13 protein-coding genes, 1 pseudogene and 1 riboswitch are annotated in these 15,331 nt (G+C 71.2%); of the genes and pseudogenes, 5 read left to right on the forward strand and 9 right to left on the reverse strand.

The genetic code is table 11. The features are described from left to right. Positions 1 to 21 precede the first annotated feature (21 nt). The 4 genes from ACFY0T_RS10855 to ACFY0T_RS10870 form a co-directional block, all read right to left on the reverse strand. The gene (locus ACFY0T_RS10855) at positions 22 to 753 is read right to left on the reverse strand and encodes a transglycosylase SLT domain-containing protein (RefSeq protein ID WP_388867258.1); all 732 of its coding nucleotides are present in this window, start codon (positions 751 to 753) and stop codon (positions 22 to 24) included. Between the two features lie 3 nt (positions 754 to 756). Then, a riboswitch (cyclic di-AMP (ydaO/yuaA leader) is annotated at positions 757 to 913 on the reverse strand. A gap of 271 nt (positions 914 to 1,184) precedes the next feature. After that, the gene (locus ACFY0T_RS10860; RefSeq protein WP_388867261.1) at positions 1,185 to 1,484 is read right to left on the reverse strand and encodes a hypothetical protein; all 300 of its coding nucleotides are present in this window, start codon (positions 1,482 to 1,484) and stop codon (positions 1,185 to 1,187) included. A 75-nt stretch (positions 1,485 to 1,559) separates the two neighbouring features. Then, the gene (locus tag ACFY0T_RS10865; RefSeq protein WP_388867264.1) at positions 1,560 to 3,557 is read right to left on the reverse strand and encodes a CocE/NonD family hydrolase; all 1,998 of its coding nucleotides are present in this window, start codon (positions 3,555 to 3,557) and stop codon (positions 1,560 to 1,562) included. 19 nt (positions 3,558 to 3,576) lie between these two features. Beyond that, the gene (locus ACFY0T_RS10870; RefSeq protein ID WP_388867267.1) at positions 3,577 to 3,909 is read right to left on the reverse strand and encodes a hypothetical protein; all 333 of its coding nucleotides are present in this window, start codon (positions 3,907 to 3,909) and stop codon (positions 3,577 to 3,579) included. Positions 3,910 to 4,243: 334 nt separating this feature from the next. Between ACFY0T_RS10870 and ACFY0T_RS10875 the strand changes: the two genes are divergently transcribed. The 5 genes from ACFY0T_RS10875 (at position 4,244) to ACFY0T_RS10895 (ending at position 10,074) form a co-directional block, all read left to right on the forward strand. Beyond that, a complete protein-coding gene (locus tag ACFY0T_RS10875; RefSeq protein ID WP_388867270.1) occupies positions 4,244 to 5,254 on the forward strand; it encodes a polyprenyl synthetase family protein in 1,011 nt (336 codons plus the stop codon). Positions 5,255 to 5,522: 268 nt separating this feature from the next. Further along, a complete protein-coding gene (locus tag ACFY0T_RS10880) occupies positions 5,523 to 6,536 on the forward strand; it encodes a CHRD domain-containing protein (RefSeq protein WP_388867273.1) in 1,014 nt (337 codons plus the stop codon). A 276-nt stretch (positions 6,537 to 6,812) separates the two neighbouring features. Further along, a complete protein-coding gene (locus ACFY0T_RS10885; protein WP_388867276.1) occupies positions 6,813 to 8,018 on the forward strand; it encodes an outer membrane lipoprotein carrier protein LolA in 1,206 nt (401 codons plus the stop codon). Between the two features lie 45 nt (positions 8,019 to 8,063). Continuing rightward, positions 8,064 to 9,056, forward strand: a complete 993-nt coding sequence (locus ACFY0T_RS10890) for an ABC transporter ATP-binding protein (protein ID WP_388867280.1) — start codon at positions 8,064 to 8,066, stop codon at positions 9,054 to 9,056. Beyond that, the gene (locus ACFY0T_RS10895) at positions 9,043 to 10,074 is read left to right on the forward strand and encodes an ABC transporter permease (protein ID WP_388867283.1); all 1,032 of its coding nucleotides are present in this window, start codon (positions 9,043 to 9,045) and stop codon (positions 10,072 to 10,074) included. The genes ACFY0T_RS10890 and ACFY0T_RS10895 overlap by 14 nt, the downstream gene beginning before the upstream one ends. Here ACFY0T_RS10895 and ACFY0T_RS10900 read toward each other — a convergent pair. The 5 genes and pseudogenes from ACFY0T_RS10900 to ACFY0T_RS10920 form a co-directional block, all read right to left on the reverse strand. Beyond that, entirely contained in the window at positions 10,064 to 10,672 is a 609-nt protein-coding gene (locus ACFY0T_RS10900; RefSeq protein WP_388867286.1) for a flavodoxin family protein, read from the reverse strand. The two genes, ACFY0T_RS10895 and ACFY0T_RS10900, sit on opposite strands and share 11 nt — an antisense overlap. Positions 10,673 to 10,734: 62 nt before the next feature. Next, complete coding sequence (locus ACFY0T_RS10905) at positions 10,735 to 11,514, reverse strand: amidase family protein (RefSeq protein WP_388868269.1); 780 nt, start codon at positions 11,512 to 11,514, stop codon at positions 10,735 to 10,737. 180 nt (positions 11,515 to 11,694) lie between these two features. Beyond that, positions 11,695 to 12,327, reverse strand: a pseudogene (locus tag ACFY0T_RS10910) (amidase family protein); the annotation flags it as partial. Next, positions 12,320 to 12,559, reverse strand: a complete 240-nt coding sequence (locus ACFY0T_RS10915; protein WP_388867289.1) for a hypothetical protein — start codon at positions 12,557 to 12,559, stop codon at positions 12,320 to 12,322. The gene ACFY0T_RS10915 and the pseudogene ACFY0T_RS10910, both read right to left, overlap by 8 nt. Positions 12,560 to 12,700: 141 nt before the next feature. After that, positions 12,701 to 15,319 carry a hypothetical protein gene (locus ACFY0T_RS10920; RefSeq protein ID WP_388867292.1) on the reverse strand — a complete coding sequence of 873 codons (2,619 nt, stop codon included), beginning with the start codon at positions 15,317 to 15,319 and terminating at the stop codon, positions 12,701 to 12,703. Between the last annotated feature and the right edge of the window lie 12 nt (positions 15,320 to 15,331).

Genomic DNA, 15,331 nt, shown 5'->3' on the forward strand with positions numbered 1-15,331 from the left:
GCCGGCCGGACCGACGGCCGGTCAGTACGCCCCGTTCACATTGTCGATCGAGCCGTACTTCGCCGCCGCGTAGTTGCAGGCTGCGGTGATGTTGGCGACCGGGTCGTACGGGTCCATCGCGGTGCCGGGGACGTGGTAGGCCTTGAAGGTCGGGTCGATGACCTGGAGGAGACCCTTGGACGGGATGCCGGCGGCGGCGTTGGAGTCCCAGTTGTTGATGGCCCTGGGGTTGCCCGAGGACTCGCGCATGACGTTGCGGTAGATGCCGTTGTAGGTGCCCGGAATGCCCGCCTTGGCCATGATGTCCAGGGAGTGCTTGATCCAGCCGTCGAGGTTGTTGGTGTACGTCTTGGCGGAGGCGGGGGTGACCGTGCTCGCCTTGGACGCCGTGCTCGACTTGATGGTCTTCGTGCCCACCGTCAGCGTCAGGCCCGGGCTGAGCACGGCCGGGTTCGCGCCGATCACCGCGCGGTTGGCCTCGTACAGCTTCTTCCAGCCGCCGCTCGTCGGGTTCTTCTGCGCGATCTTGGAAAGGGTGTCGCCCGCGACCACCTTGTAGGTGAGGAGCTGGACGTCGAGAGTCGTGGCCGCGGCGGCCTTCGTGACCTGCGCCACCTGTGTCGGCTGGGCGGCGTGTGCGCTGGTCGCGCTCACGAGGGGAAGTGCGAGCGCGACTCCGCTCGTGCCCGCCGCGATCAGACCGCGGGTGAGGGCGTTGGGCTTGGGACGGCGGTGCGTGCCTCGTCCGGGCATGGCGACATTCCTCTCCGGCGCCTGCGAGGTGAGCTGTCGGGTTCGGGCTGGAGGTGCCCGGCCGCGCTGTGGGCGCGGCTTCACCCCGAGCCGCTCCGGTGTCCGGAACGGCGGCTTACCTGGGTCCCCCGCTCCTGCCGTGCGTGGGTGGGTGGGGTTTCCGGGCGGCGGCAGGATTCGGCGATCCGCCCGGATCGGGGCGAACGTATGCGAGAGCACATGTCGGGAACAAGCCCCGAATTCATGGCTCAGTCCGCTTTAACCTTGGAAAAGGAGAGGATGAATTGCCCGATTGTACCGGAATGTGATCCTCAACTTGCCTTCCGCGAAGGGGGAATCGAAGAAGTGGGGTGGAATGTCGGGATCACTCGGGCGTGACCCAACTCACTCGCCCGAGGCCCATCAAAGCGGCAATGCGGTCAACTCGGGCATTACGGTTCGAGTGTCCAGGCGGGGGAGTGCCTGGGGGGAGCCGGGCGCACCTCCCACACGGAGAGGTCCGTGTCGCGGTCGTCGTCGGGGAGGCGGCCCGCGTTGGGCTTGAAGTAGAGGCCGTAGCCCCAGTATTCGGGGAGTTCGTGGCACATCAGGTCGGGATACGGCTCGAACTTCCGCCCCCTGTATGCCCTGTTGATCCTCGCCACGGCCTCCGCGCGTGAGATCCCGAAGCGCGTGACCATCTCGTGGGCCATCTCGCGGAAGTAAGCGAGCATGCCCTCGTCGAGGTCCATCAGGAATTCCCCGGTCCGTGGCTCCCTGTCACTCCGCGCCATGGCCTCAGAATCCCCTACGACGCCTCCGCGTCTCTAGCCCGCCGTTCGGGGGATTCTCTTCTCCCATGTCCGGTGGAAGACCACCTCGCCGCCGTCCTTGCAGATCACCTCGTTGGAGGTGATGAAGTGCGAGGCGTCGCAGGTGATTTCGGAGGTCGTCGAGACGCGCGCGTCCCAGGCCAGGTCCGGGCGGTGCAGACGGACCGACCAGGTGGAACGGGCGCGGGCCGACAGCGGGTCCGAGTCGCTGATGGTGTACGTCTCCAGCGCGTCCTCGGTGAATTCGAGGCCGTCCGGGTAGAGGCGGGTGCCGCCGTAGCGGGGGGCGACCTCCAGGCGCCAGGTACCGGCGGCCACGTCGCGGACGACCAGGCGTTCCGGACGGGGTTCGTCCAGCGTCGCCGGGACGACCACGCCCAGGGGCTCGGACTCCTCCGGCTCCTCGAAGGCGACAGCGGGCGCCGACTCCCTTGCTCGTACGGGGAGTTCGAGGACGCTGCTCGTCGGGTCCAGGGTGAAGCCGGCCTCCGAGCCCGGCTGGGGCCAGATCCAGGGCCAGTACGCAGAGGAGAGGGAGAGACGGATGCGGTGGCCAGGCGGGAACGCGTAACCGATGCCGTTCAGGTCGAAAGCCACGTCCTCCGTAGTACCCGGTTTCCAGGGAACCGCCTGGTCACGACCGTGGCGCGCTGACAGGTTCAGCGCACCTCGGGTGATGAGCGTCGAGGCGCCGTCGGGCGCCACGTCGCAGAGGCGGGTGATCACCTGGCCCCGGGGGACCGAGGACGTCAGCCGCAGACGGACCCGCGGACGGCCCAACACCCAGGTCTCCTCCGGCACTTCGAACTCGAAGCAGGCCGATCGCGCGTCCTCCTCCCGCTGGTCCGGAGGCAGGTCCGGGTCGTTTCCGTAGGGGAGGAAGCGGCCCGCGTCCACCCCTGTGTGCTGGGGCGAGCGGACCAGCACCGGCGCGCCCTGGAGCGCGTACGAGACGGGGGTGACTGTGGGGGAGGGCCAGGCGTCATCCGCCACCCAGCGGCCCGGCAGTACGTCGTACACCGTCGCCGGAGGGTGTGCGTCCATCACGTACGAGCGCAGGAGCGGTTCCGACATGACCCCCGTGTCCGTGTCCCGGAGCCAGTGGTCCCACCAGCGCAGGGTCTCCTGGAGGAAGCCGATCGCCGGGCCGGGCGGCAGGCCCCGATCCGGGTACTGGTGAGACCAGGGGCCGATCAGGCCGCGTACGCGCTCGGGCGGCAGGTTCTCGACCAGCCGCAGCACCGTGTCGCGGTACGGGTCGTGCCAGCCGCCGACCGCCAGGACCGCTGCCCGGATGGTGCCGTAGTCCTCGCAGACGCTGCCGTGGCGCCAGTACGCGTCCCGGGTCTGGTGGGACAGCCAGGTGTGGACGAACGGGTCCACCGCCTGCAGGCGCCTCACCCACATGTCCCGCCACATCACCTGGCCCACGTGCACCGGATCCGGCGGGCGGGAGACGAAGGCGAGCATGGTGGCCGCCCAGGCGTGCATGTCGACGGCGAGGACGGAACCTCCCATGTAGTGCGTGTCGTTGTCGTAGCGATCGTCCGTCGAGCAGACCGTGACGATCGCCTTGAGCGGCTCGGGCGCGAGGGCCGCGATCTGGAGGGAGGTGAAGCCGCCCCAGGAGATGCCGAACATGCCGACCCTGCCGGTGCACCAGGGCTGGGCGGCGAGCCAGTCGATGACCTCCACCCCGTCGGCCGGCTCGACCTCCGAGTACGTGTCCGTCGGCATGCCCTCCGAGTTCCCGTGGCCGCGGACGTCCACGCGGACGGAGGCGTAGCCGTGGCCCGCGTACCAGGGGTGACGTTGCCAGTCGCGGGACGCCGTCCAGTCGGTCAGGCGGTACGGGAGGTATTCGAGCAGCGCCGGTACGGGTTCGTCGGTCAGCGGGCGCCAGACGCGGGCGTACAGACGGGTGCCGTCCAGGAGCGGGATCCAGAAGTCCTCGTGAGTGGTGTCGTACGGGAAGGACGTACGGATGTGCATGAGCGTCACCCCAGTGGCGTCAGCGGACCGGGTGCATCGTGCGGCGCAGCCGGAGGGCGGCGACGGCCGGCAGGCCCAGGCCGATCAGGCGGACGGCGCGGCGCGTCGCTTCCGGGGCGAGGGCGCATTCCGCCGCTTGTGTGCGCCCGGCCGGGTGACGGCGGCCGGTCACGTACGGGATCAGGCCGAAAATGCCGAGGAACGCGAAGCGCTCCCAGACCTCCCGGCCGGAGAGGGGCAGCAAGCCCCTGGTCTGGCCGAAGAACAGGCCCCTGGCCTGGCCGAAGAAGGCGTGGTCGTCACCCGGGCGGGGCCGGTCGGCGGGCTTGGCTTCGACGGCTCTTCGGGACACGGATGCCTGCCCCTTCCCAAGTCAGTACATGTCCGGTCGAATCGGCTGATCAAGAACATACCGTTCGTGATCCGATACCGCCCTGGTACGCGGGGCGCCTCCACTTCGGCGCGCGGGTGTCTGCCGGTCGGGTGCGGGGGTACCTGCAGCTCGGGCGCGCGGGTGTCTGCCGCCGGGGCGAAGTCGCGCGAGGGACGGTGGGCGCTCGTGGTGATCGAAACGTGACCGGATACGCTGACTTGAGTGATGGCAGCGACACATCGACAAACCGTGTCATCGACCGAATGATCGACCGAGTTCGCCATGTGATCGTCAGCAGACAGGAGAACCTCTCGTGACCGTCGTCGGGCCGTTCGGGCTGAGCGTGCGGGACCAGGCTCTCGAAGCCGATGTCCAGGCCGGATTGGCGGCTGTGGAGGAGGGCTTGCTCGAAGTCACCAAGAGTGAGGTCCCCTTCATCACGGAGGCCGCGCAGCACCTCCTGCGTGCCGGTGGAAAGCGGTTCCGGCCGCTGCTCGTGATGCTCGCCGCGCAGTTCGGGGACCCGTACGCGCCGGGTGTCGTGCCCTCGGCCGTGGTCGTCGAGCTGACGCATCTCGCCACGCTGTACCACGACGACGTGATGGACGAGGCGGATGCGCGGCGCGGGGTGCCCAGTGCGAACATCCGCTGGGGCAACTCGGTGGCTGTCCTCACCGGTGACTTCCTCTTCGCGCGTGCCTCGCACACCCTGGCCGACCTCGGGCCCGAGGCCGTCCGGATCCAGGCCGAGGCGTTCGAACGGCTGGTGACCGGTCAGATCCTGGAGACCGCGGGGCCGCGCGACGGGCGTGACCCGGTCGATCACTACCTCGATGTGCTGGGTGGCAAGACCGGCTCGCTGGTCGCTGTCGCGTGCCGGTTCGGCGCCATGATGTCGGGGGCCGACGAGACGGTCGTGGACGTGCTGACGCAGTACGGGGAGCGGCTGGGGGTCGCCTTCCAGCTCGCGGACGACGTGCTGGACATCGCGTCCGACTCGCACGAGTCCGGGAAGACGCCGGGGACGGATCTGCGCGAGGGGATTCCTACGCTGCCGGTGCTGCGGCTTCGTGAGCGGGTGGAGCGGCTGGGGCTGGCCGAGGACATCGCGCTGTGCGAGTTGCTCGACTCCGACCTGACGGATGACGCGCGGCACGCCGAGGCGCTGGCCCGGTTGCGGGTCCATCCGGCGCTGGAGCAGGCCCGTCGGGACACCGTGCGGTACGCCGAGGAGGCGCGGGCCGCGCTGGCTCCGTTGCCGGAGTGCGATGCGAAGGCGGCGCTGGTGGAGCTGGTGGATGCGGTGGTGCATCGGGCCGGCTGACGGCACCGGAGTTTTTCGCCCCCTCCGCCCCTACCCTCCCCCAAGCTCTCGGCTTCGCTCGAGCAGGGGGGACCCCCATCGTCCCTGAGGGCTCCGCCCCCAGACCCCCGTATCGCGCTACGCGCTCGTCCTCAGACGGCGGACGGGCTAAAAGATATGTGGCGCACGTCACATTGTTGGATTGAGTCCAATCTCAGATCCATTCCGTAACACTCTCCAGAAGCTGACGCAGGGGGCGTTGGCTGAGATACGGGGAGAAAACAGAATCATGGGATCGAACGCCACGTTCGCTACGTTCAGCACGCGTCGTAAGAGCCTGATCCTGACCGGCGTCGCGGTGGCCGCCGCGGCCGGTGTCGCCGCTGCCGTCATCCCGGCGGTCGCCGACAGCGGCAGCCAGAGCAAGGGGCACTCCGGGCACGGCGACCAGACCATCGCCGTGCAGAGCGGAGTGCTCGACGGCAGCGGCGGCACCATCCTCGCCACCAGCCTCAACGGCGCCAACGAGGTGCCCGTCCAGGGCGGCCCCGCCGTCGGCGACAAGGATGGCGCGGCGCTGGAGTTCATCAAGGTCAAGGGCGACAAGGTGTCCGTCGCCGTGACCTGGCGCGGCACCGGAAAGCCGACCCTGCTCCACATCCACCAGGGCGCCAAGGGCACCAACGGCGGCGTCAAGGTCGACTTCACCAAGCTGCTGAGCAAGGCCAAGGGCCACAGCGTCGTCGGGACCGTCAAGGTCGAGGACGCCGCGCTGCTCTCCCAGCTGAAGACCGACCCCGGTTCGTTCTACGCCAATCTGCACACCGCCGAGTTCCCGGGCGGCGCCGTCCGCGGCCAGCTCCACAAGGTCACCGGCACCTTCGACTTCCGGCACGCCCTGAACAACTTCCAGGCGTCGGTCGTCAAGGGCAAGCAGATCTACGAGTGCAAGCCGGTCGAGGGCGGCGGCTACGCCTTCGCCCAGCGTGACGTCGCGGCCCTGCTCGGCGGCCACATCGCACACTCGTTCGTGAAGCCCAACTCCGGTACCCCGCAGTGGGTCGCGCCCGACCACAGCGCGGTCACCGGCGCGCTGATCTCCAAGACCCCGAACGGTGACAAGAACATCCCCGAGCTCGACCTCAAGGCCACCCAGTCCGGCAAGCACCACGGCCTGCTGGCCGGGACGCAGGAGATCCTGCGCCTCAACACGGTGGGCGGCGTGGCCCCGGCCGGGTCCTGCTCGCCGGGCACCATCGTGGGTGTTCCGTACCAGGCGGACTACGTGTTCGTGCAGCGCTGAGCCAGCCGTTCCGAGTCTCACGGGCGGTGTCTCCCCATACGACCCCTACGGGTCGGGGGAGGCACCGCCTCCTCACGTCATACCGCAGGAGTACACGGAGTTGAGTCCGGGGTCTGACGCTTCTCTCTGGCCGATTTGGTCAGATTGAGGCAGACATTCCCCGGGGGACAACCCCGGACCCCCGACACTCCTCACCGGTTCGGGTGAGAATGGCGGCTTAGGGGTGGAAGAGCGTGAGGACGGTAGGCCGCCGCCGACGACGGAGGTAAGGCACACATGGCACCGTACGAATCCGACGACACGCGGGCCGACGAGGTCGACGACGTGCGCGCCGGCCGACGCAAGGCCGCGCGCTACGTCGTTCCGGTCGCGGTGGTGGGGGTGGCGGCGGCGACCATCGGGCTCGTCCCGGCGCTCGCCGACTCCGGCGACCCCGACCTGCCGAAGATCACCGCACAGCAGCTCATCGAGAAGATCGCCAAGTCGGACGTCCAGCAGCTGTCCGGCACCGTCAAGATCAGCACCGATCTCGGACTGCCCAGCCTGGGCGGCCTGGAGAGCGGCCTCATGTCCGGCGCCGCGGAGGGCGACGGCGGCTCCTCCGCCGACCCGCAGTCCAAGCTCCTCGAACTCGCCTCCGGCACGCACACGCTGCGCGTCGCGGCCGACGGCCCGGACAAGGGCAAGATCTCCCTGCTGGACAGCGCCGCCGAGTACAGCGTCATCCACAACGGCGACGAACTGTGGGCGTACGACAGCAAGTCGAACGAGGTCTACCACGCGACCGCGCCCAAGTCCGAGCGCCAGAAGGAGCACAAGGACGAGGACGTCCCGGCGACTCCCAAGGACTTCGCCGACGAGGCCCTCAAGTCCGTCGACGACACGACCTCCGTGACCGTCGACGGCACGGCCCAGGTCGCGGGCCGTGACGCGTACAAGCTGCTCATCAAGCCGAAGCAGTCCGGCTCCACGGTCGGCGCGATCAGCATCGCGGTGGACGCGAAGACCGGGATGCCGCTGAAGTTCACGCTGACCCCGGCGAGCGGTGGCGCGGCCGTCGTGGATGCGGGCTTCACCAAGGTCGACTTCGCCAAGCCGGCCGCTTCGACCTTCGACTTCACTCCGCCGAAGGGGGCGAAGGTCACCGAGGAGAAGGAAGGGGACCACGCCGATCTGAAGGCGCCGAAGTCCGACGAGGACTTTGCCAGCGGCCTCGACGGCCTGAAGACCCTCGGCAAGGGCTGGAACTCCATCGCCGAGTTCGACACGGGCGGCGAGGGCATGCCGACGGGCGGCTCCGGCAACGGCGACGTCGACGGGTTCCTGAACTCCCTCGGCGACCACGTCACCGGCACGTTCGGCTCGGGCACGGTCTTCTCGACCCGCCTGGTCAACGCGCTGATAACGGACGACGGCAAGGTGTACGCCGGTGCCGTCACCAAGGACGCGCTGGTGAAGGCGGCCAACGCGGCCGTCAAGTAGGCCCTGCGGCACGTCCCCTATGAGCAAGCCGAATTGAGGGAGTCCATGGAGGAACTGCCCGCCGCGGAACCAGGCACGGTGGACGCGCGAGGCACGGTGCCCGTCGAGGACACCGTCATCGCCACCCGCGCGCTCACCAAGCGCTACCGCGGCGGACAGCTCGCCGTCGACGGCCTGGACCTGACCGTCCCGGCGGGCAGCGTCTTCGGCTTCCTCGGACCGAACGGCTCGGGCAAGACCACCACCATCCGCATGCTGATGGGCCTGATCGAGCCGACCTCGGGCACGGCGCGCGTGCTGGGGCAGCCCATGCCCCGCGCCACCCGCGCCGTGCTCCCGCACGTGGGCGCCCTCATCGAGGGACCCGCGCTGTACGGCTTCCTCTCCGGCCGCGACAACCTCATCCGGTACGACGCCGCCGACCCGACCGCCGACCCGCGCACCCGGCGTACGCGCGTCGCGGCCGCCCTCGACCGGGTCGGACTCACCGCCGCCGCGGGCAAGAAGGCGAAGGCGTACTCGCTCGGCATGAAGCAGCGGCTCGGGCTCGCGGCCGCGCTGCTGCAGCCCCGCCGCCTGCTTGTCCTGGACGAGCCGACCAATGGCCTGGATCCGCAGGGCATGCGCGAAATCCGCTCCCTGGCAAGGGAGTTGGCCTCCGACGGTTCGACCGTCTTCCTCTCCTCGCATCTGCTCGACGAGATCGAGCAGGTGTGCACGCACGCCGCCGTGATGGCCCAGGGGCGGCTCATCACACAGGGCGCGGTCGCGGATCTCGCGGCAGGTGCGCGGGGCCGCCTGGTCGTGACCACCCCGGACCCGGGGGACGCGGCGCGCGTACTGAAGGAACAGGGCGTCGCGGACCTCGTCGTGACCGGGACGGGCGTGACCGCCGAGCCTCCGGACCGCGAACTCGCCGAGCTGAACGCGGCGTTGGTCACGGCGGGCGTCCGGGTCCGCGGCTTCGGGGTGGAACGGGCCTCGCTGGAGGACGCGTTCGTGGCGCTGACGGGGGAGGGGTTCGATGTCGCGGGCTGAGGCAGGGGCAGCGGCAGAGACGCAGGCAGCGGCTGAGGCGGCGGCAGAGACGCAGGCAGCGGCTGAGGCCGCGGCGGAGACAGAGGCAGCGGCTGAGGCCGCGGTCCTGGAGGGCGCGGTCCTGGAGGGCGCGGTCCTGGAGGGCGAGGTCGTGGAGGGCGCGGTCGTGCGGAAGCCGAGTCCCCTGTGGACGTTCGGGCTCTTCCGCAGCGAGCTCGTCACCACCTTCCGGCGCTGGCGGACGCTCGCGCTGCTCGGCGTGCTCGCGGCCGTGCCGATCCTCATCGGCGTCGCGATCAAGATAGAGACGAGCGACGGCTCGTCGGCGGGGGGAGGCGGCGGCGAAGGGCCGGCGTTCATCTCGCAGATCACCAACAACGGCCTGTTCCTGGTGTTCACGGCGCTGGCCGCGACGCTCCCCTTCTTCCTGCCGATGGCGATCGGCGTCATCGCGGGCGACGCGATCGCGGGCGAGGCCAACGCGGGGACGCTCCGCTATCTCCTGGTCGCCCCCGCGGGCCGTACGCGCCTGCTCCTCACCAAGTACGCGACCACGATGACGTTCTGCCTGGTCGCGACCCTGGTCGTGGCGGCGTCCGCGCTCATCGTGGGCGCGCTGCTGTTCCCGCTGGGCGAGTTGACCACGATCTCCGGGACCCGGATCAGCTTCACCGAGGGGCTCGGGCGGGCCCTGTTCATCGCGCTGGTCGTCGCCGTCTCACTGATCGGCGTCGCGGCGCTCGGCCTGTTCATCTCCACGCTGACCAACAGCGGCATCGCGGCGATGGCGACGACGGTCGGTCTGCTCATCACCATCCAGATCCTCGACCAGATCCCCCAGCTCCACGCGATCCAGCCGTACTTCTTCTCCCACTACTGGCTGTCCTTCGCCGACCTCATGCGCGACCCCGTGTACTGGGACGACCTGGTCCGCAATCTCGGCCTTCAGGGGCTGTACGCCGCCGTGTTCGGGTCGGCGGCATGGGCGCGGTTCGCGGCGAAGGACATCACCGCGTGAGCGCGTCCTGGGTGGCCTCGTAAGGGAAGCGTGCGAGCTGCGGCTCCCGTGCGAAGAACGTCTTCGCGCGTGCCAGTGCCTCCGTGTCCTTCAGTACGTCGCCACGCCTGCTGCCGTTGCCGAGCAGAACCCCGCCGAAGCGCATCTTCATGTATGCGGCCGAGTTGTTGAGCGTGCCGATCAGCGGTTCGGCGACCACCGGCTCCTCGTGCGCGAGGGCGGTGACGCCCCAGAGCGTGCGGCCGGCCAGGGTTGCCTTGAAGTCCACGCCGGGGGTGCGCAGCCAGCCCGACCAGTAGTCCAGGTAGCGCTTGGTGAGGCTGGACACCGAGTACCAGTACAGCGGCGAGACGATCACGATGTCGGTGGCCGCGAGCGTGGCGTCCAGCAGCAGCGCCGGGGTGCTCCCGGTGGGAGAGGGCACGTGGTCGCTGTCGCGCCGCAGGTCCACGAAGTCCGGCAGCGGATGCTCGGCGAGGCTCAGCCAGCGTTGCTCGACGTCTCCGGGCAGCTGTTCGGCGGCCTTGCGGGCCAGCAGCTCGGTGTTGCCGCCGGAACGGCTGCTGCCGAGCACGAACAGGAAGGTGCGGCGGCTCATAGGTTCCCCCGGGGTGTACGGCGAACGGTGATTACATGCGTTAACAATATATGCGCACGCATCTAGTTGTCCAGGGCGGTTGGAGTCGCCGACCGATTGAGCTCGTTCAGCTGTGCGACGCGCAGCAGCAGCGGCTCGGCACCGTGCCGGGCCACGAGTTGGAGGCCCACCGGGCAGCCGTCGGGACCGAGGCCCGCGGGAACGCTCGCCGCCGGGTGGCCACTCAGGTTGAAAGCCCAGGTCAGGGCGGTGGAGTAGCGGTCGCCCGGACCCTCGTGGCCGTGCGGTGGGTTCGGTGTGGTCGGGGTCAGCAGGAGCGGAGCCTCGCCGAAGAGCTCGGCGAGCCGCCGGTCGTTGGCCTCCCGGAGCGGCCGAGCCACGGCGGCATCGGCACCCGGCGTCCGCAGCGCCAGCCAGGCGGGGCCGGGGTCGTCCAGACGAACGTCCCACGACACCAGCCGTACGATCCCGGCCTCGACGAGCCGCTCCACCGCGCCGTACGCGAGGGCCGCGATGTCCGCATCGGTGTCGGCGAAGCCGAGGTCGGGGGACCAGATGGCGGGGATGGGGGACAAGTGTGGGGGCGGGGGCTGGGGCTGGGCCGGATCGGACATCCGGCCCGGGTCCTGGTTGTGGGTCGGGTCGGACATCCGGCTCGGGTCCGGGGTCAGGCTTGGGTCCGGGGTCAGGCTTGGGTCCGGGGTCAGGCTTGGGTCCGGGACCCGGCTGAGGTCCGGGTTCTGGCTCGGGTTCGGGTTCTGGCCCGGGTCCAAGTTCAGGCTCGGGGTCAGATCTCGGCTCGGGTGGCCCATGTCGGGCGGGGGCTGGGTCGGGGCCGACATCCGGCGCGGGTCCTGGCTCTGGCGCGGGTCCTGGTTCTGGCCCAGGTCCAAGTCCGGGCTCGGGGTCAGGTCTCGGCTCGGGTGGCCCACGCCCGGCCCCACGCCCGGACCCACGCCCGGCCCCACGCCCGGACCCACGCCCGGCCCCAGGGCCGGGCCTGGGCCCGAGCTCGGGCCCTGCGTCCGCGACGTGCTGCCGGACACGATCCGCCAGTACGCGGCCGCGTCCGACGCGTGGCGCGTGATGACGCCGGCCGCCGTGAGGCCCGTACGGTCGGCGGACGGGAGACGGCCGTTCGTGGTCTTGAGGCCGAAGACGCCGCACCACGCGGCGGGGATCCGTACGGAGCCCGCGCCGTCGCTGCCGGTCGCCATCGGGACCAGCCCCGCGGCGACCGCGGCCGCGGACCCGGCCGAGGAACCGCCCGGGGTCCGGTCGGCCCGCCAGGGGTTGACGGTCCGTCCGTGCGCCCCGAGCCCCCACGTCTGCCAGGCAGTGCCCGGTCCGGGCACCGACGTGGCCCCCACCGGCACGCACCCGGCAGCGACCAGCGCGCCCGCCGTACGCAGCCCGCGGCGCCCCTTCACGCCGATCGGAACCCCCGCGAGTGGCAGCCACTCGCCCGCGGCGACCCGCGCGTCCACCTCGCTCGCCCACCGCGGCGCCGCCTCCTCCCACACCTCGGAGAAGGCGCACAGGGCGCGGTCGCCGCGGGCGATCCGCTCCAGTGCCGCCGCGACCACGTCGACCGCCGTCGTCTCGCGGGCGCGGACGGCTGCGGCGATCTGCCCGGCGGTGAGGGCGTCAGGCATCCCGCCGTACCGCGACCAGCAGACCGGCGCCGTTCTCCTTCAGGGTGAACAGTGCCCCGCCCTTCGTTGTCCCGGCCGGGAGGAGGGTGCTCCCGGGCAGGGCCTTCGGGTTACCGCTGCTCACGTTCACCGTGACCACGGACTTCGCACCGCTGTCGGTGTCGGTCTCTCCGTACGCGGTGCCGTCGTCCGCGAGGCCGAACCGCCGTCCCCGTCTCCGTCCGCTTCGCAACCGGCGAGCAGCACCCCCGCCAGGGTCGCCGCTATGGCTGCTTCCATACCGCGCATGTATCAGCCCTTCACCTTCGATTCGGGCAACGCATGTCTGGAGGACGGCCGGAACATTCCGGCCGCCCTGATCTGCTCTGGTCCGTCACCGGCCGGGCGCGCCTCCGCCGCCGCCCGGCTGCGGAGGCCGGGGAATGCGCGGCGGTTGGGCGGGCGAGCCGGTGCCCTTCGCCGGAGGGGACGCCGAACCCGGCGCGGAGGACCTGCGGGTGGACTGCAGGCGGGCCGCGCCCGCGATCGGGTTGCCCCCCGTTCCCGCGGTGGGCGCGCCCGTGCTCGCCGTAGTACCCGCGGTCGTGCCGGGGGCTGCGCCGGTGCCCGTGCCGGCCGCCGGGCCGCCCGCCGCCTGCTCGGCCCGGTGCTTGGCCAGGTTGGAGCCCTGGAGGGCGGTGGCCATGAAACCGGCCGCCACGTTGCCGCTCTCCGGCGGTGCCGTCTTGCGGTCGACGACGGCGAGCCGGGCCATGTCCTCCCGGCTGAAGACGTTGCCGGGCAGCATCCGGGACGCGGCCCCGGTCACGTCGACCGTGTGCTTGCGGTCGCCGGCCTCGAAGTGCAGCCGGTAGCCGAGGTACTGCTCGCGCTTGTCGAAGAGGAGCTCGCCCTTGACCTGGCCGCCCTGCTGCCGTGCCCAGGCGTCGAGGGTGTCCGCGGCCTGCGGCAGCCGGGCGACCCGCCCCAGGCAGGCGACGTACGCGTCGCCCTCGACATGGCGGGCCTTCAGCCGGACGCCGCCGTCGGGCGTCTGCACGGTCTCGACGGCGCCCAGCCGCTGGTTGGCGACGGTGACGAGGCGTCCGTTGCCGCCGAGTTCCGCGTCGTACTTCTGGCGCATCGCCAGGTACTGGGAGTCGTTGTGGAGGACCCAGGGCGCCGCGGTGCCCACCATCGTCACCCGGGCGTTCGGGTTGCCCTCCAGGATGATCTCCGTGTTGGCGATGGCGCCGCCGCCGATGCCGGCGATCACCCAGTCGTCCGCGACCGTGGGGTCGTAGTTCCCGTCGCCGACCTCGTCACCGAGGAGCACCCGGCCCGGTGCGGCGGCGGTGGCCTGCTCCCACTTGGCGGTCGCCTCGAGGGTCTCCCGGGCCCCGGCCACGCTCGGGCCGGTCGCGGACCGCAGGACGTCGGCCACCCGCGAGTCGTCGAGCACCTCCAGCGACGCGGCCGCGCGGCCCTCCCCGGCCGGCAGCGCGGCCAGCCGGTCGCGGGCCTCCAGCGCCTCGGGGGTGCCGGCCGCGGTGAGGTGGCCGCTGAGGACCTGTGTGGCCTCCGCCACCGTCGGTATCTGCCGGTTGACCCCTGGCACGACCTCGGGCGGCACGCCGGTCGCCACCAGCGGCGTCCCCACCACCTCGACCTTGACCGGGGGCGACCCGTCCGCCGGGGTGATCTCGGCGAGCAGCCGGCCCTCGTCGCCCAGACTCAGTGAGGCGCGCCCGTCGACGAGGGGGCCGCGCGCGGCCGCGGTGTCCTCCCAGAGCTGGAGCGCGGCCAGCGAGACACGCTCCTTCGGGTCACCGAACTGGTACGGGTCCCAGCCGACCTCCGTGAGATGGCGCACCTGGTCCGCCGACTGCACGATGCCCTTGATGGGGTCCACGTGCCACCGGCCGCGCGAGTCGACGAGCAGCACGTCGGGGTCGCGCCCAGCGAGCGAGGCACCGCCGCCGATCATGATCTCGCGCTGCGGATACCGCCCTTCGGGCAGCGTGGCCGCCTCGGCGCGGAGTTGGTCCAGCGTCTGCCAGCCGACCTCGGTGCGCTGCCGGGCCGCCTCGTCGCGCGCTGCGCCGAGCTCCTCGCGGGGGACGGGCGTGCCGTCGGGACCCCGGCCCGGCAGCGGGAAGTCGGGGGCAGAACCCAGCGGGGGCTGGGCCTCGCGGGCCTGGGTGACGCGCGCCCGGTGGCCCTGGACGACCTGGGCGTCGGCCGTGCTCAACTGCTCGACCGGCTTGGCGAGTTCGCGCAGCGCGCGGAACGCCTCCGGAGGCATGTGCGGCTTCACGACGTCGATCCGGATGTCGGCCGCGTACTGCTCGACGGCGCGGGCCGCGGTGTTCTCGGCCGGTGCGCCGGGCCGCATGCCCGTGTGGTCGATCAGCTGGGACAGTTCGCCGCGGGCCTCCGTGCGCTGATCCGGAGCCAGCGCCGTGTCGTTCACGCGGGTCGCGAGGTAGTTCAGCTCGCCGATCCGGCCCAGGTCCTCGTTCGACAGCTGGAGCCGCTCGGGCAGCGTGGCGCCCCGGGCCAACAGGTTCTGCGCGGCCGGTGCCTCGCCCCGGGCCGCGCGTTCCCGCACGGAGAGCAGTTCGTTGACCTCGTGGCTCAGGGCCCGGCCGATCTGCTCGGGCGCGATGCGGTCGGACAGCTGGACGACATGGTTGTCGGAGGCGGTGTTGACGAAGCTGCGGGCGACGGTCCGCTCGGGCAGGGACGCGGTCTCCAGCCGGATGGTGAGCGACTTGCCGCGGTCGTCGGTGAGGGCGAAGAAGCGCCGGTCACCGTCCTCGGCGATGCCGTTCGAGCGCAGCCGGTCGGCGTACAGTCCCTGGACCACCACGGGCAGCGTGGCCTCGGCCTGCCGGAGGAGCTGCTCCTCCGGCGCCCGCTTGCCGCTGTCGGCCCGGAAGCCGGTACCGAGGACGTCCATCGCAGTGATGGCGACCTCTTCGGGACGCTCCGCACTGCTGTCCTGGTTCACTGACGTCTCCCC

It is taken from the genome of Streptomyces sp. NPDC001530, from assembly GCF_042894545.1.
Classification (GTDB): domain Bacteria; phylum Actinomycetota; class Actinomycetes; order Streptomycetales; family Streptomycetaceae; genus Streptomyces.